The 26,982-nt window shown below is 46.6% G+C and carries 15 protein-coding genes; all 15 read left to right on the forward strand.

Translation table 11 applies throughout. The annotated features are described in order from the left end of the window. Positions 1 to 336: 336 nt before the first annotated feature. Entirely contained in the window at positions 337 to 14,016 is a 13,680-nt protein-coding gene (locus tag SFV55_RS23735; RefSeq protein WP_320032055.1) for a GEVED domain-containing protein, read from the forward strand. Between the two features lie 93 nt (positions 14,017 to 14,109). Further along, a complete protein-coding gene (locus SFV55_RS23740; protein WP_320032056.1) occupies positions 14,110 to 14,604 on the forward strand; it encodes a T9SS type A sorting domain-containing protein in 495 nt (164 codons plus the stop codon). 61 nt (positions 14,605 to 14,665) lie between these two features. Continuing rightward, positions 14,666 to 16,489, forward strand: coding sequence for a hypothetical protein (locus tag SFV55_RS23745; protein ID WP_320032057.1), 1,824 nt, complete (start codon positions 14,666 to 14,668; stop codon positions 16,487 to 16,489). Between the two features lie 50 nt (positions 16,490 to 16,539). Continuing rightward, the gene (locus SFV55_RS23750) at positions 16,540 to 18,423 is read left to right on the forward strand and encodes a hypothetical protein (RefSeq protein ID WP_320032058.1); all 1,884 of its coding nucleotides are present in this window, start codon (positions 16,540 to 16,542) and stop codon (positions 18,421 to 18,423) included. 412 nt (positions 18,424 to 18,835) lie between these two features. Beyond that, positions 18,836 to 19,210, forward strand: a complete 375-nt coding sequence (locus tag SFV55_RS23755; protein WP_320032059.1) for an NADH-quinone oxidoreductase subunit A — start codon at positions 18,836 to 18,838, stop codon at positions 19,208 to 19,210. A gap of 66 nt (positions 19,211 to 19,276) precedes the next feature. Beyond that, positions 19,277 to 19,816: an NADH-quinone oxidoreductase subunit B gene (locus SFV55_RS23760; protein ID WP_320032060.1), complete on the forward strand. Its 540-nt coding sequence runs from the start codon at positions 19,277 to 19,279 to the stop codon at positions 19,814 to 19,816. Between the two features lie 12 nt (positions 19,817 to 19,828). After that, on the forward strand, positions 19,829 to 20,341 hold the full coding sequence (locus SFV55_RS23765; RefSeq protein WP_320032061.1) for an NADH-quinone oxidoreductase subunit C: 513 nt from the start codon (positions 19,829 to 19,831) through the stop codon (positions 20,339 to 20,341). Beyond that, on the forward strand, positions 20,341 to 21,555 hold the full coding sequence (locus tag SFV55_RS23770) for an NADH-quinone oxidoreductase subunit D (protein ID WP_320032062.1): 1,215 nt from the start codon (positions 20,341 to 20,343) through the stop codon (positions 21,553 to 21,555). The genes SFV55_RS23765 and SFV55_RS23770 overlap by 1 nt, the downstream gene beginning before the upstream one ends. Positions 21,556 to 21,558: 3 nt before the next feature. After that, complete coding sequence (gene nuoE, locus SFV55_RS23775) at positions 21,559 to 22,068, forward strand: NADH-quinone oxidoreductase subunit NuoE (RefSeq protein ID WP_320032063.1); 510 nt, start codon at positions 21,559 to 21,561, stop codon at positions 22,066 to 22,068. After that, on the forward strand, positions 22,065 to 23,423 hold the full coding sequence (gene nuoF / locus SFV55_RS23780; protein WP_320032064.1) for an NADH-quinone oxidoreductase subunit NuoF: 1,359 nt from the start codon (positions 22,065 to 22,067) through the stop codon (positions 23,421 to 23,423). The genes nuoE and nuoF overlap by 4 nt, the downstream gene beginning before the upstream one ends. Positions 23,424 to 23,592: 169 nt before the next feature. Further along, positions 23,593 to 24,543 carry a 2Fe-2S iron-sulfur cluster-binding protein gene (locus SFV55_RS23785; RefSeq protein WP_320032065.1) on the forward strand — a complete coding sequence of 317 codons (951 nt, stop codon included), beginning with the start codon at positions 23,593 to 23,595 and terminating at the stop codon, positions 24,541 to 24,543. Beyond that, positions 24,540 to 25,559, forward strand: a complete 1,020-nt coding sequence (gene nuoH / locus SFV55_RS23790) for an NADH-quinone oxidoreductase subunit NuoH (RefSeq protein WP_320032066.1) — start codon at positions 24,540 to 24,542, stop codon at positions 25,557 to 25,559. Before SFV55_RS23785 ends, nuoH begins: the two co-directional genes overlap by 4 nt. Before the next feature lie 15 nt (positions 25,560 to 25,574). Next, entirely contained in the window at positions 25,575 to 26,105 is a 531-nt protein-coding gene (locus SFV55_RS23795; RefSeq protein ID WP_320032067.1) for an NADH-quinone oxidoreductase subunit I, read from the forward strand. A gap of 5 nt (positions 26,106 to 26,110) precedes the next feature. Continuing rightward, on the forward strand, positions 26,111 to 26,605 hold the full coding sequence (locus SFV55_RS23800) for an NADH-quinone oxidoreductase subunit J (RefSeq protein ID WP_320032068.1): 495 nt from the start codon (positions 26,111 to 26,113) through the stop codon (positions 26,603 to 26,605). 2 nt (positions 26,606 to 26,607) lie between these two features. Continuing rightward, entirely contained in the window at positions 26,608 to 26,931 is a 324-nt protein-coding gene (gene nuoK / locus SFV55_RS23805; protein ID WP_320032069.1) for an NADH-quinone oxidoreductase subunit NuoK, read from the forward strand. Positions 26,932 to 26,982: the final 51 nt, after the last annotated feature.

The raw sequence follows: 26,982 nt of genomic DNA on the forward strand, positions 1-26,982 counted from the left end.
TAAAGGCAAGTGAATATATGGTAATTATTTTTGTCAAAAAAGCACAAAGTCAGTCAGCGATAAAACGACCTCTTAATTCCAACAATAGAATTGGAGAATCTGAAAAAATCCCCCACCCGCCTGTACAACATATTATGGTTTTACTTATCTTCGCAATGAATTTTTATTGACTACCTTGAATGCGACTCTTAGGAATCGATTGCTGTTCAAAGACGACCTGTAAATGTTTGTGTTGCGATCATTCCATTTCTAACATTGAATCTAATCACAAAAGTTGCAACAACATTATTGCCAACCGCTTTGGCACTAACGCTATTTCTTATAAACCATTATCTCATGAAAAGAGCTTTACGCTTCAGTAGTTTTATTGAAGTGCCACTTTCTACTTGTTTTTTTCAAAACAAAAAGATGGCCTGCTTAAAACTATTACTGGTGACACTGCCAGTACTCTTTTGTGGCAGCTTGGCCTTTGCTCAGTCCAGCACTCCTCTTTGGGCTGCTACTCCATCCGATCACATCACCAACATGACCAGGCCTTTCGATTTCGCAGGCATGGTCAATGCTCCCAATGCTGGATTAGAGTCGAGTGATGGCTCTGAGGAGATCTTGGCTGCTGAAATCGGTCGGGTTTCTGTAAATCCAGCAAGCCATACAGCTTTTACTGGTCGCAACTCCAGGGTCACCTCCCCTGGCACCGGCTTTTTGCTTGAGGCTCCAGCGCCCAAGCTTGCCCCTGCTGCTGCTTCCATGGTAGGTCAGTTGATGGGTTTAAAAATAGCCCCGGCAACATACTGCCAAGGCGAGTCCTTTAGCTTATCCTATCAGTTCGATGGCGGTGACGGTATATTACCAGGAAATACTTACACCATCCAACTGAGCAATAATAATTTTAGTGATCATCTAACAATCGGACGCCTGGTATCCTCCAATCTGACCGGTTCAATCCAAGTAACCATACCTTTTGACGCCGCTATAGGAGGAGGATACGAGTTTCGGGTTGTAGCCAGCACGGGTGCGGCAACAAGCACAGAATATGGATCTTACACCATTGCTGGTGCACGTAATCTTCAACCTGTTATTGATGTCAATGCGTGTTTGACCCAAAACGCTACTTTTACTACCGCGACTACCGCATTGTCTCCTACCTACCTTTGGAAAAAAGTGTGTACCATTCCTGGAGCTGTGTTTACCAACTCCAAATCAGGGTTGGATGCTATGGGAACTTATGCAGCTAATCTTTACTATGCCAACTCCAAATTATATGTGGCTACATCCAAAGGATTAGGAGTTTCAAGTAATAATGGAGCGAGTTTTGCCCTACATCTAAGTGGTCAAATCAACGATGTATTTGCCAACGGGAATGGAATATATTTGGCTACCCCAAATGGCGTAAGAGTAAATAATACAATGGCATTGGATGGTACGGGTACTTTTAGCACAGCCATCGGTAACCCGATCACCGCTGTTTATGCCCGTGGATCCGATGTGTATGCTGCAGGGAGCGATGGTATTTATTTTTCGAATGATGATGGAGTGAGTTTTCCTGACATACCTGGCCATCCTGTGGGCACGACTAAATACACGACAGCTCAGGGCCTTGGTTCCAACTCGGTCAATGATCTTTTCATCGATGGAAACGGAACGGTTTACGCTGCAACGACGATGGGGATTTCCATTCTCTATCCTGGTCAGACGAACTTTGTCACGACTAATCTTGTGACGCACCCAATGAGTGGTTTGCTTAGCAACAACATTAACTCGGTATACGTCGATGCCAAAGGTGTTATTTATTTGGGCACCAATGACGGGGTATCGGTTTCTACCGATGGTGGAACAACATTCACAACCATTACGGATGGTTTAGGTAACTCTGCTGTAGGGGACATTTTTGTGGATGAGGCCAACAGCATCATTTATGCGGCAACCACCGGTGGTTTGTCAATGATGCACCTGGGTGCCAACAAATTTACCAATTTTACTGCTCGTCAGGGATTGGGTGCGGATTTTATCACTAGCCTGGCTGTTAACAACGGAACAGTATTTGCTGGCAATGGTAATGGTGTCTCCAAAGGCAATATTCCTGCTGCAATAATAGATGCTAGTGGTACCAACAATGCTGCTTCCTACAGCATTATGGGACTGGATTATCTGGATGCCAACTGCCGTTTCTTTGCCGAAGTGACAGTGCCTGGATGTACCACCCCTGCTTACACCAATATCGCCTCGCTGAATGACATTCCGCCACAGATTTCGGTGATTAGCCCCACTACCTCCACAACCAAGTGTGATAATCAAGATGGTAGCTTTACCCTTACAGGTTTGTATCCCAATGTGAGCTATCAACTGCAGTATTTGGGAGGAGCCGGAATTCCTGCTTCTGGTGCCACCGTAACGGCAGATGCCAGCGGACAAATTGTGGTCAGCTTTTTGGCCCCAGGGACCTATACTGAGGTCCACGTTCGCAGTACGGTAGGTCAAAACTGTGAGTCTAATAAGCTGACTGTAGTGATCAATCCACCAGCTGAACCTGCACCACCAGTGCCCGATATGTTGTCGGTCACCCCCGTTTGTGGTGGCTCAAATGTAACGGTGGGGATGCCAGCACAGGTTGCTCCGCTCCAATACCGTTGGTACACTAAGCTTCCTGCTGGTTCTGCAGATTTAGCCGATCCAGGCACCTCCACGGACGACTATGTGATAACGGCTCCAAGCAGCAGTGGTTCCGTGTGGGTAAGGATTCGCAACACCAACACCAATTGTTTGAGTGACAGTGTTAAGGTTGATTACACCGTTAACCCTGGTGTAACCATCGATCACGCTAAAACGGAACCAACTACCGCTAACCCCAATAGTGGTACAATTACCATCACTGGACCTGCGGGGACTTATAACCTAAGTTATGTTGACCCTGTCAGTGGGCCTCAAACGTCGAATAATATTACTTTCCCTCACACCATCTCTGGTTTGGGGGTAGGTAATTATACCAATTTCGTTGCCACCAATCCGGCCACCGGTTGCGTTTCTAATACGATCGCCTCTTGCCGCTTATTGGGACCTCCGTCTGACGATGTGATCAGCACCAAAAATTTGCAAACGGTAGTATGCGGAATCCCAGGTGTAACGGGGGGGTACCTACAGAAGGTGACCGATCCAAGTCGGGTTAGTTCAACTTCAATTACAGCAGCGATGCCAGAAACTGTAGGGGCCATTGCTGCTGGCCGGATTCGCCAGACCCAGGGCACTAATCCTACCCCGGCTGACTTGAACGAAAAAGTAGAAATGCGCGGTTGGGTTCAATTCAACCTATCCAGCATTCCGATTAATGCGACCATCACGAAAGTAGAGTTCACGCCAACATCCGTTCAGGGTGGATTCCAGGCTGTAAATGATGTAGAAATCAATACTTCTGCTACTGGAGACATTCAGTTTGACATCACTCAAATGACTGATGACAACTATGGGCCTTATGCTAACTTTAATGACCGTGCATTCAACGATCTGTTTGACGTCAAGTACAATGATTTTGTAATCGGCTCCAATGCTACAGGAGCCAAAGTTGATCTTGGCCCCTCAGCAGTAGCGGATGCTCAAAGACGCTTGGCTAGTACAAATCAACTGTTTCAACTCGGACTTACCTTATCTGGAACGGATTTTGATGTGCCTGTCTTCCAATTCCACGGTAAAGTATTTGACCTTTCCGCTAACCAACAGCTTTGTATTACCTACGTATTGAAAGACTATGGCGATTTACCCGAGCCAAAATTCGCTACAGATTTAGCTGGTGGTTTGGTCGGTCCAAGCCACGTCATCAATCTAATTGATCTGAATAGCGATCCCAATATCACGAGTAACCCACTCCAACCTGCCATGTACATTGGAGCTACGCCTCCCGATGCAGAAGTAAACGGGCAACCCAATGCCACCGCTACGGGAGATGGAAGTGACGAAGACATCAATGACAGCTGGTTCACCAACCCAGCCACCAACAATACCCTGGTTGCAGGGAGCACCATTACATTGACCGTTCCGGTAACCAACAACTTGCCTGAATATGTTAACGTTGTGGTGTTTGTAGACTGGAACAATAATGGGGTATTTGAGAACACTCCCGCCGAGCGTTACACAAAAAAAGTAGATCCCAATCCCAATTTGCCAAACGTAGGAAATCAAGTTCTAGTACCCTTTGATCTGGCGATACCCAATGTTCCCAAAGCCGACTCCATAGGCGTTCGCATCCGTTTAACCTCTGGAGCGGTTTTTGATGCCTATGGTCCTGCACCAGATGGTGAAGTGGAAGATTTCATCATTGAATTGCGTGGCACTGACTATGGGGACTTACCGGATGCAACCACAGCAACAGGCAACAACGATTACCAAACCCTTAAGGCAAATAACGGCGCCCGCCATGGAGTACCCGTTACCCCACTGATTTACATGGGTACGGCTATCGATACGGAAAGTGATGGGCAGCCTAACCTGAGCTCGGTTGGCGATGACAACAATCTGCCGATAGATGATGAAGATGGTATCATATTCTTGGGTCCGTTGGTTCCTGGGCGTAATGCACAATTGGCTTTTAAAGGAGTCAATAAGGTGGGTATTGATGCCAAACTCCATATTTGGGCAGACTGGAACAACGACGGTACGCTGGAATATGTTAGCGGAACCACCTTCGCTTCTTCTGCAAGTCCAATTTCTCAAATCATTACGTTTGCAGTTCCTAATGGCGCAACTTTTGACGGCGGTAAGGTATTCTTTAGATTCCGGTTCACAACAGATGTAACCTTTAATACTGCCATTCCAAATCCAAGTCCTAATGGCTTGGTTTACGACGGGGAAGTAGAAGATTATTTCCTGCCGATCTTCAAAATGGGCAACCTCGTATGGGAAGACCGCAACCACAACGGTCTGCAAGACAATGACGAGATCAACCTGGGGATTCAAAATGTTAGAGTTGTCTTGCGTTTTGGCGGTATTGATCCAATTACTGGTGCTTACGATGAAGTAACTCAAAATACCGCTACCAACCCTAATACACCCAATATTGATAATGGCGTAGACGCAGTAAGAGACTTTGTACTTCAGACTTTTACCGATACAAAAGGAACCTATTGCTTCATTGGTCTAATTGAGGGGCGTTATCAAATTATTTCAGTGGATACCTTTGGTTTGACACCAACTCGTTTTGATCACATCAAAAACGTAACCGAAGAAGATCTGGATAGTGATGGCAAACCATTGAAAAACCCTTGGGCTTATGTAAGTGGTGACCGTCGGCAGTCCAAGAGCCAAATTGTGACCTTGAAGGTAGATCAAATTGGTACCGACGAAGAGGGCATCCTAGATCAGGGTAACCCACAACTGCTCGATCCAAACGCAATAGGGGTATTCCCTGATGATCGGGTAGAACAACGCATCGACTTCGGTTATGTGGGGCTGGACCTTGGCGATTTGGCCGAGTCAACGAATATCCCATTCCCAGCTAATCCACTGACTCCACCTGACCCCTCTAATACTAGCTTTATTACCACTGAAAATGGTACGACACCAGAAGGGCCTAAACACATCGTTACACCGGATCTGCGTCTGGGTAACTGCCAGGATGTAGAGTGGTTAGGTCAACCTGACCAAGATGCAGGCGCTGAATTCAAACCTGGTCCTGACTCTGGGGGTGATGATCCAATTGCCAACTTCAGCAACTACCCTAATTTCTCATATGATCCTTCGCAAGGTCGTCGTTGGCCGTTCCACGATGTGGCCAAGGTTTGTGGTGACGATGAGGATGGTATCCGTTTCCTGACCCCAATGGTACCCGGTTATGACGCCATTCTTTCGGTTAAGTATTTTGCAAAAACCAACCTCGATGGCCCGGATGCTTACCTGCACGCCTGGTTTGACTGGAACGGTGATGGCAACTTTGACAATGGCGCGGGGGGGATTGACCCCAATGAGCACATCATTTTCTACAAGCGCGATGGGGTTGTGGTTTCCAATATGTTGGAGCCAATTACCCAAGCGGTTAAACTGGAAATGAGCTACCTGACCACACCCGGTGACTCCCTGACCTTGACCTTCAAGGTTCCGGCAGATGTGAAATACAACAATGGTAATATTTTGTCTCGCTTCCGGATCAGCTTTGATCCTTACCTCGGGCCAAATGGAATTCTGGCACCTAGCCTCAACTTCCCTGATCTACAACCGGGCGCAGGCAATACCCAGGTTCCTGGGGGCATCATTCCTTATGGTGAAGTGGAAGACTATTTTATCGCGCTATCTAAAGTAGGCAACACCGTATTTGAAGACCGCGATCACGATGGCTTCCAGGATGTACTTGAGCCAGGAATCAAAAATGTTCCGATCAAACTGCAATTCGCAGGTGCTGATGGCATTTTGAACTCTGGCGATCCTTACGAATTCACCTATCACGATACGACTGACGCCAATGGCCGCTACTACTTCTGTGGCTTGATCGGCAACGTTGATCCTTCTGGTATTCCGAATCCAGTTTACCAACTGATTGTGGAAGACCCCGCAGGTATGACTGCAACGTTCAACAATACAGATCCATCGGACGATATTTGTATCGATGACAACAGCAATGGTGACGACCTATTGATTGATTTCGTTCAAGCTCCATTTGGACACCGCATTACCACCGACACCTTCACCATCACCAACCCGATGATGTTGTGTTTGGATGAAAATGCGCCACGTAATGATGTAGGCGGCCTGGTTACAGGAAACAACCGGCCGAATCCAACGGTTGCTGACGCCTTAAACAACTTCCCAGACAACCAATACGACGAAACCCGTGACTTTGGTTATACTGGATTTGATTATGGCGATCTGCCCATCAACAGTGTATTAAAAGGTTCCAAGTACCTGACCCTGCGCGACTCCGTGAATGGTCCAGGCGACCCACTGGATTTTAAATACGGCCCACGCCACGCCATCCAACCTCGCCTTTATTTGGGTGATGGTGTAGATGGTGAGCTGAATGGCAAGCCCGATGCGGATGCAGGTAGCAAAGCAGGTGGTGATGACGACGATCCAGGTGCGTTTAAGAAAGGTAAAACAGCAGATGATGAGAATGGCATCCGCCTGTTGTCTCCGCTGATCCCTGGTGAAGTTGCGTACATTAAAGTGAAGTACACCTCTCAGGATACTACTAATGTTCCAGCGGATGATCAGCTGGACGGAGTATTGGACGGATACAAAAATGTACCTGCATACCTCGACGCTTTCATGGACTGGAATGGCAATGGAGAAATTGAACTTCCAGGTGAAAAAATCTTTTGGACGCATCAAGGTATCTCTACGGCCAACTTTGATAAATACGAAGTAAAAGATACCGTTGATACTTACACTGCCAAGCTGATACCAATATCTAATTCTGGTTTAGATAGTGTCATCCTGGCCTTTAGAGTACCGACATCTGCTACTTTCGACACAGGTACAGTATTCATGCGCTTCCGTTTGGGCTGGACCAACTATAGTGCTCCATTTGGATCAGGTGGATTCCCAGCTGCATTCCCTATCGGTTTAGGGCCAGACAACAATATTTTCCACATGACTCAGTCACCTTATGTGAAGTCATTCGAAAATAATTTGCCAACGGGTGCAATTCAGGCACCACCTAACAACTGGACCAATGCCGCTGACAATACCGGAAGATACCCTTATCCTCAAGGGGAAGTAGAAGATTACGCCATCCCTGTTGCTCAAATTGGCAACCTGGCCTGGTACGACCACAACGTGAACGGACATCAAGACGATCCGCTGTTGGCGCTGTACAATCAATACAAAGATGAGTACGGGGTAGATACCCTGCAACTGGTACTCATTTGGGGTGGTGTTGAGAACAAAAATGGAACCTTTGATGCAGTGGGTTATCAAGATCATACAGTAAGTTCAGCGGGTACAACTACTGATATTCTGTACAACTTGTCCCTCGCACCTCCTGCAGTAGGTAGTAATACACCAGGATTGGTGGTAAAAACCAACCCACAAGGTCTGTATTCTTTCCGCGGCTTGATTCCTGGCAGGTATTACCTCATTCCGAAAAAATACCTCGATTTGGTCGCTGATGGCCATGCCATTGATAGCGCTCAATTCGTGAATCAAGGGCCGAAGCATCGAATTTTGACGCTCAAAAACAACACCATCACCACCGATTCAACCGATAGTGATGCGATGCCTGGAGCAGCTTTCACCATTGCTGACGGAAACCCTCGTGATCCGGAAGTTTCGGTAGGAAACCTGCCTGTAAACGAAAACGGTCAGAAGGATGTACAAGATGTGCCCAACCTGATGACAGGTTCTCCATCAGTATTCCCGGACAATCAGTGGGATAAAACCATTGATTTCGGCTGGATCGATGAGCCAGTGATGGAGTCTAACCTGGATATCGTTGGAGTGAACTTCCCTACCAGTCAGATTTGTGGAAACTTCAATGTCATCATGCACGTGTGCATAAAAAACACCGCAGAAACTCCTCTGGATAGTTTGATGATTGACCTTAATCTGGCTAACGCGTATGGCGATGCCTATGTAGGTACACCTAAGTTGAGCATTGTTGATAAAGCCTATACGACCAATTCCGGTGATGTATTGGTGCAGAAGTCAATGGTTGGAGCTAAAGCGGCCCTTACGCCCTATCTGAACGATGGAATCTATGATGGATCGTCGCCGGGTAAAATCTCCATTTTCAAAGACAATGTTGATGATAGCCCCTTCTATCTGCCAGGTGATTCAGTAGTTTGTGTTCAGGTTGAGTTTGAAATCAATCCAACCAAGACCAACACATTCAATGCAAATGTGCCTAAAGGCTGGCATTCTCAGGCTCAGACTTGGGCCAGAGCAGTGGGCTTCCGCAGAAATGCCAATGGAACAAATGGGCCAAAAACACCAATTATTGATTACTGGCCAAGAAGTCCAAGATTCCTGAAATACGTTCAAATCACTGACCTCACCGATGAGGTTGATGATCCGATGCCAATGGCAAATATTCCATATCCTGATGCAGGTGACGGAGTTGAGTTTTATGGCTCTGTGGTTAACCGTGGTACAGACAATGTTTATTTCCCTGTTCCAACCGCTCCGGTGCCCTTGGCTTCTTATATGTCTGATCCAAGAAGAGATAAATACCACCAATCTCAGAAGGATGTATTGAACCGTACTGAAAATGACCCAGCTATCCAAAACGATGAATGCTGGATCAATACGAAGTGGAATAGCGGCTACAAAGAATTCGAAATTGCATTGGATGCCAAGTGCGAAGCAGTAGTAAATGCAGATCTCCTTGTACCCAATTTCATAGATGCGTGTGGTTTTGACAAGTACCCAATGGGAAGTTACTACCGGGTAATCATTCAGGACAAGTGGACAGAAGAAACCCTCTGGGCTTCCGTAGATCGTGTTCCATTTGACGTGAAGAAATACCGCGATCGTCAATTGATCTACAAGGTGAGAAGTGTGGCCAACCACTGTAACATCATCTGGGGCCCAATCAACTTTGTGGACAAGATTCCGCCAGTTGTGACCTGTCCGCCGAATACTTCGCGTAAGTTGAATGCTAAAAATGAGATCGTTGGCACCTATACCTTTGTATGTTCTGACGTGGATAGCATTTACAACGTGGCCAAGTCTTGGAATAAGCCTGACTATGCTTATTACACTGGGCTAGCTACTGCAACTGACGCTTGTGGTGATCCAAGACTGGAAAATGTTAAGGATGAAATTGAATACTTTGCTGATTGTAACGCATCTGCAGCTCAAGGATACCTCTACGCTCAGATTCGCCGTACCTTCAGTTTCATAGATTTGATGGGCAACAAGGAAAATTGCACCCAGTTGATCTACATCTATCGCCCAGTCATCAAATTACCATTGTGTAAGATCGAAGTACCGAATGATAAAGCGAAAGGTGATAATTTGATCCTGCCAGCCGATTTGGCAGGTAAGAAATACGATATCGCTGGAAGTGTACCTTATTTCATTAATGGCTCAGGTAAGAAGGTTTTCATCACTGGAAAAGATTACTGTGGTTTTGCCTTTAACTATACAGATGAAGTTTCCTTCTCTACTGGCCAGGGTTTGTGTGGCAAGAAGATCATTCGTACCTGGTCAATCTTTGACTGGTGTTATGGTACTGGATCAGCTTATCCGAACTACTTGATGCAGCCAGAAACTCAAAACGAGTGCTATGCTGAAAGTAGCTGGAATAGTGGCCGCTATACCTGGCAACAAACCATCATTGTTGGCGACAGCGAAAGACCAATCATTACTGCCCTGGACGTTGATAGGGATGGTAAGGTAGGTGCTTATACTGGTGCCCCTCAAGCCAATCCCAAAACAGCTACTGCAACTTACGATCCTGATGACGTACTGGAATACTCTACAGGTCCTATGGATTGTACTGGGGGATTTGTATTCGACCGCTCCAGCTTCAAAGTAACTGAACAAAGCGATTGGTGCTACGAAATCCGCGTAGTAGAACGTGTTGCCATTCTTGACCTGGATGAGCGGCCCACTGGTGTATTCGTGCTCAAAACTGACCCAGGTGTGAAAGTAACTGGTGATTGTGCCAAAGGTTACACCGTATCTGGAGTGCCAATTCTCGGCGACTGGTTTGTAGAAGTGCGGGTTTACGATGCATGTTATCAGGACAGTGTTGTTTGGATTCCTGTTCGCATCGTAGACAAAATTTCCCCAGTCATGAAGTGCGACGACAAGTTGAACATTACCCTTGATAACCAGGGCAACGGCTTTGTTGCGGCAAAAAATCTGGACGAAGGTAGCTGGGACAACTGCAAAATGAAGTGGGTAAAAGTACGCCGTCCAGTAGCAGAGGCCTGTGTAACGACAATGTTGAAGTTCCCACGGGTAGTTGACGCCAATAAGAATGGCAAGCTTGATCCTTATGATCCATCAAAAGGTAAGCTTGACCTGAATGGCAACGGCAAAGCTGATGATTACGATTACATCGACCTCAATAGCAACGGGGTTGCCGAGATCGAAGAATACTTTACCATTGGTGAATACTTCACAAAGAACCCACCAGCCGCTGGTAATGGATCTGGCATGATCATGACGCCATTGATGGATACTGTGCCGTTCTTCTGCTGTGATGGAAGTGCCTTGATGGTTGAACTGTGGGGTATGGACAAATTTGGCAACCTCAACTACTGCTGGAACAACATCCAGGTAGACGACAAAACGCCAATTCAATGTCTTGCTCCTTGGGAAGCTACCATCTACTGTGACGATAAGAGTCTTGAGTTCATCGACGACAAAGTAAAGTCCGCCAAAGTATTTGGTGATGTGATCATCAATAGCGGCGCAGTTTGTATCCAGGCAGATACCACCTACAGCACAGTGAAACGCCTGAAGTGTGGCGCTGGTACCATCGAACGGATTTGGGTATTGACCAAGCAAACTGCACATGGACCTATCTCGACTACTTGCAAACAAATCATCCGGGTATTGCCAGTACGCGAATACAATATCTGCTTCCCTAAAGACGTAGATCAACGCGACTGCAAAGTACCAGTGATTGATACCGCTGTCGTAAGTGAACTCGGTTGTGACATCCTAGCGGTCAATGTTAGTGATAAACGCTACGACGCTTCCGATGACGAGTGCTACAAAATCTTCCGTACCTACACTGTCATCAATTGGTGTGCTTACGACGATAATTGTGGCGATCCAATGACAGAAGGTTCAGTGTTTGTAGTTGACCGGGCCCTATTCGATAACTTTGGCAAGGAAAGGCTTTATGTATTGGTCCGTGATGCGGATCGCGACCTGGATGAAGAATTCTATCTGTCGAAGAACCTTACCACGAACGAACCATTGAGCAACGATAGAAAGAGTGGTGATTACCATGTCTTTGGTGATGCTGACTGGAATGGTGATACTGACGGTAGCGGCTACAAATCTACGGATTACAGCAGCTTTGCAGGCCGTGAAGTAAGGATGCCTGACTGCGATCAAGCCTTTAATGGTAATCCTTATGGTTTGCCAGTTGGTGAATACTACCATTCATTTATGTACACTCAGATCATCAAAGTGTACGACGAGGTGAAACCTGTTGTTACTGCTGATGCAGCCAAGTTCTGCATCCGTGAAGGTGCCGACTGTCTGGCCGACATCAAAATGGTGGTAACTGGTAAGGACAACTGCACCAATGAGGTCACCCTTGAGACCCAATTCTTGATGATTGCTCCGCTACAAACTCGGGATGCAGGCAGCATGATTCTCTACGGTACTCCACGCTGGAGCACCAAAGCATTGGGCAATGGCCAGTTCGAAATCATTGTCAGCAACTTGCCTCAAGGCAAACATGACCTGATCGTAGTGGTACGCGACGAGTGTGGTAACCTGAGTGAACCTACCAGAATCCCATTCACCGTTGAAGATTGCAAAGCTCCTGCTCCAATCTGTATCAATGGTTTGAGTACTGAACTGATGCCTGATGGCGCTGGTGCAGGTATGATGACCGTGTGGGCTTCCGATTTTGTAGCTTCAAAGATCTACGATTGCAATGGCCAAGGCCCTGAAACCAATACCACTGGTCAAAAACTGGTCACCAAGTACTCCATCAACCGGGTGGGTAGCCCAGTAGTTGAGGCTCAGACCAGCTTGGCGCTTAATTGCAACGATGCAGGCAAAACCATCCTAGTGGAATTGCATGCCTGGGACAATGCCGGAAACCACGACTTCTGTGTAACCTACATTGAAGTACAGGACAACCGTAAAGTTTGTGGAGGTTCAGGTAATGTAGACCTGGGTAGCATCTCTGGTTTGATCACCACCGATGAAGCTGAGCCACTCCAGGGTGCTCAAGTTGACCTGAGTGGGGCCGCTACCATGCAGTACAACACTCCAGGTGCTGGTACCTTCGCCTTCAATAGCCTGACCAAAGGAAGTGACTTCAGTGTAAGTGCCCAATTGGATAAGGATCACATCAATGGAGTTACAACTTTCGACCTTGTTCTGATCCAGAAGCACATCCTCGGAGTGAAGCCGCTCGAAGGTGCTTACCGCATGATTGCTGCTGACGTCAACAACTCTAAGTCGATCAGTACCCTGGACATGATCCAGATTCGCAAGTTGATCCTGCAAATCGATACCAAGTTCAACAATGTACCTAGCTGGAAATTCGTCGATGCAGCTTACAAGTTCCCGGATGCACAAAATCCATTCACGGCTGAGTACCCTGAAATCGTCAACGTCAATGACCTGGCTGGTAATGTCAGAGCTGACTTTATCGCGGTCAAAATGGGTGATGTCAATGGCAGCGCCGCAACCATCAGTGGTGTAGCAGCCGCTGAAGTGCGCAGCAACCAGGCCCTGATGTTGAAAACCGACGATATCGCCATGAAGGCCAACACTCCTTACGAGATTGCCATCCGTGCAAAAGACTTACAAAACATCCAGGGCTACCAGTTCACCTTGAACTATGACCTGAATGCAGTCGAACTCGAAGGAATAACATACGGAGTAGCCAAGGCTGAAAACTTTGGAATCTTCAAGGACAAAGGTGCCATCACCACCAGCTGGAACCTCAGCAGTACCCTCAATGCCGCTGGCAATGAGGTGCTGTTCACCTTGAAATTGAGAGCCAAAACTGCTGTGAAATTGAGCGAAGTGTTGAACATCAGCAGCCGCCTCACTCCAGCAGAAGCCTACGACAAACAAAATGAGGCCATCGGCGTCAAACTCAGCTTCGGTGCCGATGTCACTCAGGATTTTGCTGTACTGCGCCAGAATACCCCCAACCCCTTCCAGGATGAAACCCTCATCGGGTTCTATCTGCCGAAGGCCACCAAGGGCACTTTGACCATCCGCGATACCAAAGGAAGTTTGGTATACCGCCAGGAAGGCAATTATGTCAAAGGTGAAAATAGGGTCATTCTGAAGCAAGCTGATTTGAGAGCCAGTGGGGTCTTGTACTACACCTTCGAAACCGCTGACTTTACCGATACCAAAAAAATGATTCTCCTCAATCGTTAATCACCAGGAGATGACTTTACCATCCTTGCCGTTGTTGAATGTACTTCATTCGATAGCGGCAAGGTTGTAAAACACTCCTCCAATATAGAGATTATGAACTATGGTAAATTGCTACTGATGGGTTTAGGATTGTGTTTGACCGTTGTGGTATCACAAGCACAGTCTTTATCCCCTCAAGTCGTTAGTTCTGCCGGAGGCAAAATGCAAAGTTCCACCATGAGTTTGGATTGGACTTTGGGTGAAACGGCAGTATCTCGTTGGAATACGCCCACTGGTTTCACTACGGAAGGCTTCCATCAGCCCGTGTTGCAGGTAAGCCTTCTGCCTGAATACAGCGCCCCCAAAGTGAGCATTGCTCCTAACCCCGTACAGTCTATACTCAACGTACAGGTAAAGGACGCATCTCAAAAAGCTTTATTCGTGCAATTGGTGGATGTCCAAGGCCGCGTAATTGTTCAACGGACTAGTTTGGGCCTAGGCAATACCGAACTCAACATGAGTGATTTGCCTTCGGGTATTTTTTTCCTGCAAGTGTTGCAACAAAATGGAAAAACTTTGGAAGCATTCAAAGTATTAAAAACCAATTGATTACCAACAATCTAAACCAAATTGTTGCGTATTGTCTTTTTTAACTTTTAATCCAATTGGCATGAAAAAATTATTACTCTTTTTGATAGCGATTAACCTTTTGTGCGGATTCACCGCGTTTGCGCAAAGTACGGATGTCGCTCAAGGAATAAACTTTCAGGCGGTAGCAAGAGACGAAGTTGGACAGATCATTAGCAATCAACCTGTTTCGTTAAAAATTGCTCTAGTATCCAAAAACGGATCCGCTGCAGAGTACTACAGTGAAACCCATCAAGTCATCACTGACCAAAATGGTTTGTTCCAAATCATCATTGGTGAAGGTAAAGAAGCCAATGGTAAATTAGCCGATGTGCCCTGGGCCAAAGACCAGATTTGGTTAAATGTTTCGATGGATGCTAAAGCCAATAAAAACTTTGCATTGGTGAGTTCGGCCAAGCTGCTGTCGGTTCCCTATGCCATGCATGCCGCTACTGCAGGACAAATTGTAAATGAAGATGCTGCCATTGATTTGCCTTTTGAAAAAAATCAGTCCATTTATTGGACTACTGGAGGCAATAGCAATACCAGTCCGGCTATTCATTTTTTGGGTACTCGCGACAACAAAGATTTGGTCATCAAGACTAACAATACCACCCGCATGAACATCATGGCGGATGGCCGAATCAGAACATTCAGTGTGTGCCCGAACAACGGTGACGGAGACCCTGAAAGTTACGCTATTGTGGCCAAAGGCTGTAAGCAAGGTGTATTCATCAAGGTGAATGGCTCACGAAGCAATGCCACTAATTTCGTCACTTTTGCCGACGACGATGGCATTCATGGTGCCATAGAAGGAGAAACCGCAAGTGAATTAGCGGACAGCTGGGCCTTTAAATCCCAAAATGCGATATTTGTCCTTAAAGGGATAGCCTTGCTTGCTGAGGCAATTGCGGATGGTATTGAAGCTGGTGGCCAAGCAGCTAGTGGACTTGCTGCAGGTGCGGCTGCGGGTTCAAGCGCCAGTGCGATAGCAAAAACCACTGAACAATTAGCTTTAGCCGCTGAAGCGATCAATTGGAATGCTCAAAAATTTGCTGAAGTGGGAGTGAGTTATTCATCGGGTTCAGCTGACTATGCAGAATGGTTAGCGCGCAAAAAAGGGGAGCGCGACATGCACCCTGGAGAAATTGTTGGTGTAAAAGCTGGGCAGATTTCTCTGGCGACTACGGAAGTAGACCATTTTATGGTTATTTCTACCCGCCCCATTATTTTGGGTAACGCACCTCAACCCGAAAATCGTCAGCATTTTGAAAAAGTAGCTTTTATGGGCCAGGTACCCGTAAGAATAGCTGGAGCAGCGAGCATCGGAGATTATATCTTGCCTTCTGGCAATAATGATGGCGTTGGGATTGCGGTACATCCTACTGACATGAAATTGGGCGACTACTCCCGCATTGTGGGCGTAGCCTGGGAGGCAGCTAAAGAGGCACCGATGAACCTGGTGAAAGTTGCAGTGGGCATCAACAGCAACGACCTTACCCGTAAAGTAGATGAGCTCAACCAAAAAGTAGATCAAATTATGGCCTACTTGGACGGTAAAACTACATTGAATCCGGATGGAACCTTGATGGCCACTACCCCTACGGCTAAACCTCAGACTACCTTGACCAAACAACTCAGTGATGAAGAATTTGATCAACTCATTGATCAACATTCTGATTACCTGACCCAGCTGTACGCGAATACCAAAAAAACGCTGATTAAGCAAGGCTATGACCCCAGCAACAGCCCAATGTTGGTCGAACTATTGGACAACCCCATTCCCACGATCAAGAAAGTGCGCCGTGATCCAAACTACCTGACCCAGTGGGCCTTCATCGATCAAAAATTCAAATCAACCAAATAGGTTGTTCCTGTCTGCAATCAAGATTTTTCTTGATTAAAAATTGCAAGGGTATGAAAAAGATTTTATTGATTCTAAGCATATGTAATATCCTACTGATTCATGCAGTAATGGGGCAAACACAAGCTGTTGCTCCCACCAATGGTATGAACTACCAGGCGGTTGCTCGGGATGCTACGGGCAAAATTTTGGCCAATCAGCAGATTACACTCAAAATTTCCTTCAGTGCCAATACTAAGGAGAAACAGGCTTTTTATACCGAAGTACATCAAGTCACGACGGATGAATTGGGCTTGTTCAACCTGGTGATTGGTGAAGGCAAAGAACCGGTAGGTGCCATGAAGGATATTCCTTGGGCTTCCGAACAAATTTGGCTGGATGTTGCGCTCAAGACTGGACAAGCGTTTTCACTGATGGGTAGTATTGAACTTCGCTCAGTGCCTTATGCCTTTCATGCCGCTACCGCCAGCCAATTGGTAAATGAGTCATCTGCAATTGAGTTGCCATTGGAAAAAAACCAATCTATTTATTGGACGACTAGTGGCAATACCAATACCAGTCCTCCTACTCATTTTTTGGGGACCCGAGATAACAAAGATTTCGTGTTAAAAACCAATAACACCACCCGGGTTCAATTCCTGGCAGATGGACGGATTCGAACCTTTAGCGTTTGTCCAGACAATGGTGACGGAAATCCCGAAAGTTATGCATTAGTGGTCAAAGGCTGCAATCAGGGGCTATACATCAAGGTGAGTGGCCAGCGCAGTAATGACAACAACTTTCTCACTTTTGCCGATGATGAGGACATTCATGGTACTGTAGAAGGCGAAACTAGTGGTGAATTGGCAAGTAGTTGGAGTTTTATATCTCAAAATATCCTTTTTACCATGCAAACGGTGGCTTTGACTGCAGAGATTGCTTCTGAAGGGGTAGAAGGGATAGGACATATAGCTGCGGCAGCTACCGCGGCAGCAAGTATCCTTTTGGCTTGGGCTGCCCCAGGATTTACCCTTGCATCGACTGGAGATATAGCTAATGGTACATCTAAACTGGCAGAAATTGCAGCTCTTGGTTTTGAAATAGTGAATTTTAACGCTCAAAAATTTGCTGAAGTAGGAGTAAGTTATTCATCAGGTTCAGCGGACTACGCAGAATGGTTGGAGCGCGCGAAGGGTGAACCAGACTTACATTATGGGGATATTGTAGCCGTAAACGGGGGGGAGATCTCCTTGAATACCACACACGGCTCTCATTACATGGTAATCTCTAAACGCCCTCTCGCGGTGGGAAATGCCCCGCAACCAGATCAGCAATACCGCTACGAAAAAGTGGCCTTTATGGGACAGGTACCGGTAAAAGTAGCTGGCAAAGTGGACATCGGTGACTACATTCTCCCTTCAGGAAACCATGATGGAGTAGGTATTGCGGTGAAACCTGCTGGGATGAAGATCGCAGACTTTGCCAAAGTGATCGGAGTGGCCTGGGAAGCCGCCGAAGATGCTCCACTCAATTACGTCAATGTAGCGATAGGTTTGAATAAAAATGGTCTTGCCCCCAAAGTAGAAGAAATTTCCAACAAGGTGGACAACATCATTGCCTATTTGGAAGGCAAAGCGCCTCTGCATCCGAATACCCAGGTAAGCACAGGCAAGCCAACGGTTGGGCCTGGAACAGCCAATATAACTACCGCTCCTGCTGCTAAAGTAATGAGCGATGAACAATTCGATCAATACTTGAACGATCATGAGCAAGAGATCAAAAATAACGTGGCTAAAATCCAAGCGGAGTTGATCAAACAAGGTCAAAATTTAGACAACATTCCAGAACTGAAAGCTTATTTTAGCGATCCGATCCAAACGATCAAAAAAATGCGTAAAAATCCGCAGTTTGCGACTCAGTGGGCTCAGGTTGATCGGAAGCTTTTAGAGAAGAAATAGAAATTCTCGTATGTTAAGAAAGGGTACCTACCCTGCTACCGCCTAATGATCTGTTTATTAGGCGGTTTTTTTGTTTCCCACAGGAAACCTTATTCTAACTCTTGCCCAATCCTCCACATTATATTCCGCTTTTGATTTTTTTTCCAAATCAAACTATATTTTCAGTATCAAATGAAAGTATAAAATACTAAAAATCATCTCTTTATGTTTTTTATTTAGACTTCGTACAAATAAAATTATTACAAACCTTTACTTCGCAATACTGTTAATAATCTGAAAATGCTTTGATACTTTTGCTGCTGAATTCCCATTGACACCATTTTGGCCGAACAAGTTGTACTATCCCACGAATAATTTCATGGGTTGTTGGTGCCGATTGTTGCAGTGGTAATTGTCCAAACACAATTAAACTATGGAAATCCAATTCGATTATATCGCAATTCTGATTCAATTGCTGGTGGCTGGCGGCTTCGTTGTCACTACCATGCTGGCTACCCACATGTTAGGCCCCAAGCGCCATAGCGCCCAAAAAGCTGAAGCATTTGAATGTGGCATTGAGTCGGTGGGTAACGCTCGTTTGCCTTTTTCCATCAAGTATTTCCTTACTGCCATTCTCTTCGTGTTGTTTGACGTAGAGGTGATCTTTTTCTACCCTTGGGCAGTCAATTTTAAGGAATTGGGTGGAGAAGGGTATTTAAAGATGTTGCTATTTATTGCCCCCTTGTTCTTAGGCTACCTTTATATTCTGAAAAAGGGTGCCCTCAATTGGGAAAAAGGACAAATGTAATTCGAAAACAAGTAGAGTTTTGTTTGAATTTATCAATCATCACTCATCACTTATAATTCAACAATAATGGCTGTTAAACTGGTTGAAAGTCCCGAAGGTCACACCGGACAAGGTTTTTTTGCCACTTCCCTAGATAAAGCAATTGGTTTGGCGCGCGCCAATTCCATTTGGCCACTCCCTTTCGCTACCTCCTGCTGTGGTATCGAGTTCATGGCTACCATGGGTGCACATTATGACCTGGCCCGTTTTGGTTCTGAACGCCTCAGCTTTTCCCCTCGCCAGGCTGATTTGCTGATGGTAATGGGCACCATCGCTAAAAAAATGGGGCCAGTGCTCAAACAAGTTTACCTGCAAATGGCCGAACCGCGTTGGGTTTTGGCCGTAGGTGCCTGTGCTTCTTCAGGAGGAATATTTGATACTTACAGCGTTTTGCAGGGCATCGATAAGGTGATCCCGGTTGACGTGTATGTTCCTGGTTGCCCTCCTACCCCCGAAGCCATCATCGACGGGGTAATGAAGATTCAGGAATTGGTGAAAAATGAATCTTTGCGCCGCCGCAACAGTGATGAGTACCAACAATTGTTGAATTCTTACGGCATTGAATAATCGAAGTCCATTATGACTGCTACCGATATTACCCACGAATCAATTGTGGAAAGACTTTCAGCCCAATTTCCGGGTAAAATTCTTAGCCATGATGCTCCATTTGGTTTGCTTTCCTTAAATGTGCCACGTGAAGAGGTGATCGACATCATCAAATGGCTCAAGGAAGATGCAGCATTCCAGTTCATTTTCCTGACCGATCTTTGTGGCGTGCATTTTCCTGAACAAAGCGGACAGGAACTGGGCGTGATTTACCATTTGCATAGCCTGGTGCACAACATTCGTTTACGCCTGCGGACCTTTTTTCCAGCCAATGATCCAGTAGTGCCTACTGCTACTACCGTTTTTAAAGGGGCAAACTGGATGGAAAGAGAAACCTTCGATTTTTTTGGCATTCAGTTTACAGGACACCCCGATTTGCGCCGGATTCTGAATGTAGACGATATGAATTATCATCCTATGTTGAAGCAGTATCCATTGGAAGATGGAACCCGCACCGACAAGGACGACAAATATTTTGGCCGCTGATGGATACCTTACAAACCACTCCACCCGGACTCGAAGAGGAAAAGCAATACAATACGCTTAACCTGGGTCCTACCCACCCCGCAACGCACGGTATTTTCCAAAACGTGCTGCAAATGGATGGCGAATACATCGTATCTGGTGAGGCCACCATTGGCTATATTCACCGCGCCTTTGAAAAACTGGCAGAACACCGGCCTTTTTATCAAATCACCCCCATCACTGACCGGCTCAATTATTGCTCAGCCCCCATCAACAACCTGGGATGGCAGATGACCGTAGAAAAGCTCTTGGGTGTTCAAACCCCCAAGCGGGTGGATTACATGCGGGTGATCATCATGGAATTGGCCCGCATTACCGACCACTTGATTTGTAACAGTGTAATCGGGGTAGATACCGGGGCTTTGACCGGCTTCGTTTACGTGTTCCAACAACGGGAGCATGTTTACGAAATTTATGAAGCAATCTGCGGTTCCCGTTTGACCACCAACATGGGGCGTATTGGTGGTTTTGAACGCGACTTTGACGACAATGTGATGCGGCGTATCCGCAAGTTTTTAGATGAATTCCCCAAAGTGTGGAAAGAATTTGAAGGCTTGTTGTCTCGCAACCGCATTTTTATGGATCGAACCATTGGCGTTGGTGGCATCAGCGTGGAAGACGCGTTGAGTTACAGCTTCACTGGGCCTAACTTGCGTGCCGCCGGTTTGGACTACGACGTACGGGTGATGAACCCCTACTCTTCCTACGAAGATTTCGACTTCATCATTCCCATTGGCCAATCGGGGGATGTATACGACCGCTTCTGTGTGCGCAATGAAGAAATCTGGCAAAGTTTGAGCATTCTGGAGCAAGCCTACGCCAAATTGCAACAAATGCCCAAGGGTGATTATTTTGCCGAGGTGCCCGAGTTCTATCTGCCTCCTAAGCAAGATGTTTATACCAAAATGGAGGCCCTGATTTGGCACTTCAAAATCGTGATGGGTGAAGTGGATATCCCCAAAGGTGAAGTATACCATGCGGTGGAAGGGGGCAATGGCGAATTGGGATTCTACCTCATCAGTGATGGTGGTCGTCAACCCTACCGCTTACACTTCCGTCGTCCCTGTTTTATTTATTACCAGGCTTTTCCCGAAATGATCAAGGGGTCAATGCTTTCAGACGCCATTCTGACGATGAGTAGCATGAACGTGATTGCGGGTGAATTAGATGCTTAACCAATGATCGAGACAAAAAACATAACTTTTTCACCAGAACGTCTGGCCCAGGTTCAAACGCTGATCAAGCGGTATCCTGAAGGAAAGCAGAAATCGGCCATTTTGCCCATTTTGCACCTGGCCCAAAAAGACTTCGGTTGGATCAGTGTAGAAGTGATGGATTATGTAGCTGAATTGCTCGATATTCAGCACATCGAGGTGTACGAAGTAGCCACTTTTTACACCATGTTCCACGTCAAGCCTGTCGGCAAAAATGTGTTGGAGGTTTGCCGTACCGGCCCTTGTATGCTGGTAGGTTCTGACAACATTGTCAAGTACCTGGAACAAAAGTTGAATATCCAGGATGGGGAAACTACCCCAGATGGAATGTTCACCATCAAAACAGTGGAATGCCTCGGGGCTTGCGGTTACGCACCAATGATGCAAGTGGGTGAAACGTACCACGAGTTTTTGACCGAGGAGAAGATTGACCAACTATTGGAAGCCTTCCGACAAAATGCCACACAGCTATGAGTAGGTTGAAAATATTGACCGAGCACATCCATAAACCGGAGATTACCGGGATTGAAGGATACATCAAAAATGGCGGATACCGTGCCGTAGATAAGGCATTGAAAAAAATGCAGCCAGATGAAGTCACTGAGGAAGTGAAAAAATCTGGCTTGCGTGGTCGTGGTGGTGCGGGCTTTCCAACCGGGATGAAGTGGAGCTTTATTTTTAAAGGCAACGACAAACCACGTTACCTGCTCTGCAACGCCGATGAATCTGAACCAGGTACTTTCAAAGACCGGCTTTTGATGGAAAAAATCCCTCATTTGCTGATCGAAGGTATGATTGTTTCCAGCTTTGCGCTGGGTGTCCGTACCGCTTACATTTATATTCGTGGCGAGTACATGTACATCATGCATATTCTGCAACATGCCATTGATGAGGCATACGCCAAAGGATACCTGGGTGAATACATCCAGGGTACGGGCTTTTCCCTCGATTTGCACGTTCACCCTGGCGGAGGTGCCTATATTTGTGGTGAAGAAACCGCTTTGATAGAATCGCTGGAAGGCAAGCGGGGGAACCCGCGCATCAAACCCCCTTTCCCTGCTGTAGAAGGTTTGTGGGGCTGCCCAACCATCGTCAACAATGTTGAAACCATTTGTAAAGTCCCTTTCATCATCAATGAAGGAGGTGAAACTTACGCCAAAATTGGGATTGGGGCCAGTACTGGTACCAAGTTGATTTCAGCCTGTGGCAACATCAACAAACCAGGCGTATACGAGATTGAACTGGGGATTCCTGTAGAAGAATTCATTTACTCCGACGAATATTGTGGCGGCATCAAGGGCGGGAAACAACTCAAGGCACTCGTGCCCGGTGGATCTTCTGTACCCATTCTGCCCAATCGCCTGATCACCAAAACGGCCAAAGGTGAACCTCGCCTGATGAGCTATGAATCTTTGTCTGACGGTGGGTTCGCCACTGGCAGTATGTTGGGTTCGGGTGGTTTTATTGTTTTTGACGAAGATCAATGTGTGGTGCGCAACACCTGGAATTTCTCCCGCTTTTACCACCACGAATCTTGCGGCCAATGTAGCCCTTGCCGGGAAGGTACTGGCTGGATGGAAAAAATCCTGCACCGCCTGGAACATGGTCACGGCCACATGGAAGACATTGACTTGCTGTGGGACGTACAACGCAAAATTGAAGGCAATACCATCTGTCCGTTTGGGGATGCTTCGGCCTGGCCGGTGGCTGCTGCCATTCGTCACTTCCGCGACGAATTTGAGTGGCACGTCCTCCAGCCTCAGGAAGCTACCCGCCGCAATTATGGTATGGGTCGTTCCGCTGAACCGATTGAACAGGTAACCGCGTAAAAACACCCCATGACTTTAGTCGTGGGATATCCGCCACCCCACGGATTTATCCGTGGGAGGCACCATAAAAAACAACCCATGGCTTTAGCCGTGGGAGAAACTCAACCCATGACTTTAGTCGTGGGAAACTCAACCCATGGCTTTGGCCGTGGGCACATGACAACAAACGATGCCAAAGGTAACCATCGACAACATCACCATCGACGTACCACCCGGTACCACCATCCTGAATGCAGCCAGGATGATCGGAGAAAATGTGCCACCCGCCATGTGCTACTACTCCAAGCTGAAAGGCAGTGGTGGTAAGTGCCGGGTTTGTTTGGTAAAAGTGACCAAATCTTCTGAGCAAAACCCACGGGGGATGCCCAAGTTGGTAGCCTCTTGCTGTACCCAGATTGCAGATGGAATGGTGGTAGAAAACGTCACTTCTCCAGAAGTAATCGAAGCACGTAAGGGAGTAGTAGAGTTGTTGTTAATCAACCACCCGCTGGACTGTCCGGTTTGTGACCAGGCGGGTGAGTGCCATTTGCAGGACCTTTCCTACGAACATGGCGCGGCAACTACCCGCTACGATTTTGGTCGCAGAACATTCGATAAAATTGACATTGGTCCCTATATTCAGTTGCACATGACCCGTTGCATCCTGTGCTATCGCTGCGTTTACACTGCGGATCAATTGACCAATGAACGCCGTCACGGGGTCATCAATCGTGGTGATGCCGCTGAAATCAGCACTTACATTCAAAATGTCATCGACAATGACTTCTCTGGCAACGTCATCGACGTATGTCCGGTGGGTGCACTGACCGATAAAACCTTCCGCTTTAAAAGCCGGGTATGGTTCACCAAGCCGATGAACGCCCATCGCCATTGCGATAAGTGTAGCGGCAAGGTTACCTTGTGGTTTCAGGGTGAAGAAGTATTGCGGGTAACCGGAAGGAAAGACAAATACGGTGAAGTAGATGAGTTCATTTGCAACACCTGCCGTTTTGAAACCAAGCAAAAATCAGACTGGGTGATTGAAGGCCCACGCCGAATCGATACCCATTCGGTCATTGCCCAAAATCATTTGCCTTACGAATTGGATGTTGTTCATCCTCAAATTGAAGCAGCGCAATGATACTCGCATCAGTTATTACTTTTAAGCTTTCGCTAGCGGTGATCCTTTTTGTAATCACCTTGGGCATTGCTGCTTACAGCACTTATTTTGAGCGCAAAGTTGCGGCATTTATGCAGGATCGGATCGGCCCCAACCGGGCGGGCCCCCTGGGATTGTTACAACCCATCGCAGATGGGGTCAAAATGATCTTCAAGGAAGAACACCGCCCAACGGGTTCAAACCGCGTATTGTTTATCCTTGGCCCCAGCATCGCGATGTTGACAGCCTTGATGACCAGTGCGGTGATTCCCTGGAGCCCCAAGTACTTCGAAATCGGGGGGCAAAAATATGCACTACAAATTGCTGACATCAATGTGGGGATCCTTTACATTTTTGGTATCGTTTCTCTGGGTGTTTATGGCATTTTGATCGGTGGTTGGTCTTCCAATAACAAGTATTCTCTTTTGGGTGCGGTACGTGCATCTTCACAAATGATCAGTTACGAATTGGCGATGGGCCTGTCCATCATTCCAATCATTCTGGGCAGTGAGTCCTTGCAATTGAGTGCAATTGTTGATTCTCAACACGAAATCTGGAATGTATTTAAATACCCCATTGGTTTTTTGATCTTCCTGATCTGCGCTTTTGCCGAAACCAACCGTACGCCCTTTGACCTCCCGGAATGTGAAACCGAATTGGTTGGTGGCTATCATACCGAATACACCAGTATGAAACTGGGTTTCTTTCTGTTCTCTGAATACGTCAACATGTTTGCGTCTTCGGCAGTGATTTCCACTCTGTTTTTTGGCGGCTACCACTTCCCGGGCATGAGTTTGTTGCCTGCTGGTATTGCTGTACTGCTAGGTGTAGCGGTGCTTTTTGCCAAAATCGTCTTTTTCATTTTCTTTTTCATGTGGATTCGCTGGACGATTCCACGCTTCCGCTACGATCAACTGATGCGTTTGGGTTGGCAAGTACTGATGCCCCTGGCCATTTTGTTGGTGGTCGTATATGGTGCAATTTTTAGTTTCATCTAAGCAAAACGGGTAAACATGCAATTGACCAATCGTTCCAAACAAGTTTCGAACAAGGAAATGACCTTTACCGAACGCATGTACCTGCCAGCTATCGTTGGTGGCTTACGGGTGACGTTTTCGCATATGTTGAAAAAAGGTGCTACGGTTCAATATCCTGAACAAGTGCGTGAGCATAGCGTCATTTTCCGCGGCCAACACGTACTCAAACGAGATGCCGAAGGGCGTGAAAACTGCACTGCCTGTGGACTTTGTGCGGTATCCTGCCCTGCAGAAGCCATTACAATTGTAGCTGGTGAGCGCCAAAAAGGAGAAGAACACCTTTACCGCGAGGAAAAATACGCGGTAGAGTACGACATCAATATGTTGCGCTGTATCTTTTGTGGTTTGTGCGAAGAAGCCTGCCCCAAAGATGCCATATACCTTACCGACCGGATTGTGGGCTCCAATTACGAGCGCTCCGATTTCATCTTTCACAAAGAAGATTTGGTAGAAAAGGTAGCCCTGGAAGGCCGCATCGACATTAGCAAACGCAAGAAGGACAAATAAAGCACATGGATCAGGTCATTTTTTACGGACTCGCGCTCATCACCATTGTTGGAGCACTGGCTACCATCTTCTCCCGCAATGCCATGTACAGCGTATTAGCCCTGGTGGTTACTTTTTTTGCCATGTCCGGCCTTTACCTACAACTCAAAGCGGAGTTTGTGGCAATCGTGCACATCATTGTATATGCAGGGGCCATCATGGTACTCTTCCTTTTTGTGGTGATGATGCTCAATTTGAATACAGTGAGCACAATCATCCGTAGCAATGTCAACATTAAATGGATAGCCGTTTTGGTTGGTATAAGCATAGCTGGCATTCTGGGTTACGGTACCTATGTTACTACCCTGCCAGTTAGAGGAGACAATACTGCTGAAAATGGTACGGTCAAAGTGCTTGGCAAAATGCTTTTCAACGAGTATTTGTTGCCCTTCGAACTAACCTCCGTCCTGCTCATTGCGACCATGGTTGGGGTAATTGTACTGACCAAAAAAGAAGAATAGTTATGGAAAAAAGTATATTCGATACCGTTCCACTCGAACAGTTTGTGATCCTTAGCCTGATTCTTTTTTGCATCGGGATGATCGGAGTATTGCGCCGCCGCAACATGATTGTGGTCTTTATGTCCATTGAATTGATGCTTAACGCAGTGAATTTGTTGGCAGTAGCTTTCTCTGCTCACCGGGGAGATCCCAGTGGACAAGTGTTTGTCTTTTTTGTAATGGTTGTTGCTGCAGCGGAAGTTGCACTGGGCCTGGGGATTTTAATGATGATTTACCGGAATGTAAAATCGGTAGACATCAATGCCTTGAAGCAGTTAAAATGGTAAATAAGTTGAAAGGTTGACTATCCAGCACTTCGAATTCGCTCAGTGACCGGC

The sequence above is a fragment of the Haliscomenobacter sp. genome (assembly GCF_033763495.1).
GTDB lineage: Bacteria > Bacteroidota > Bacteroidia > Chitinophagales > Saprospiraceae > Haliscomenobacter.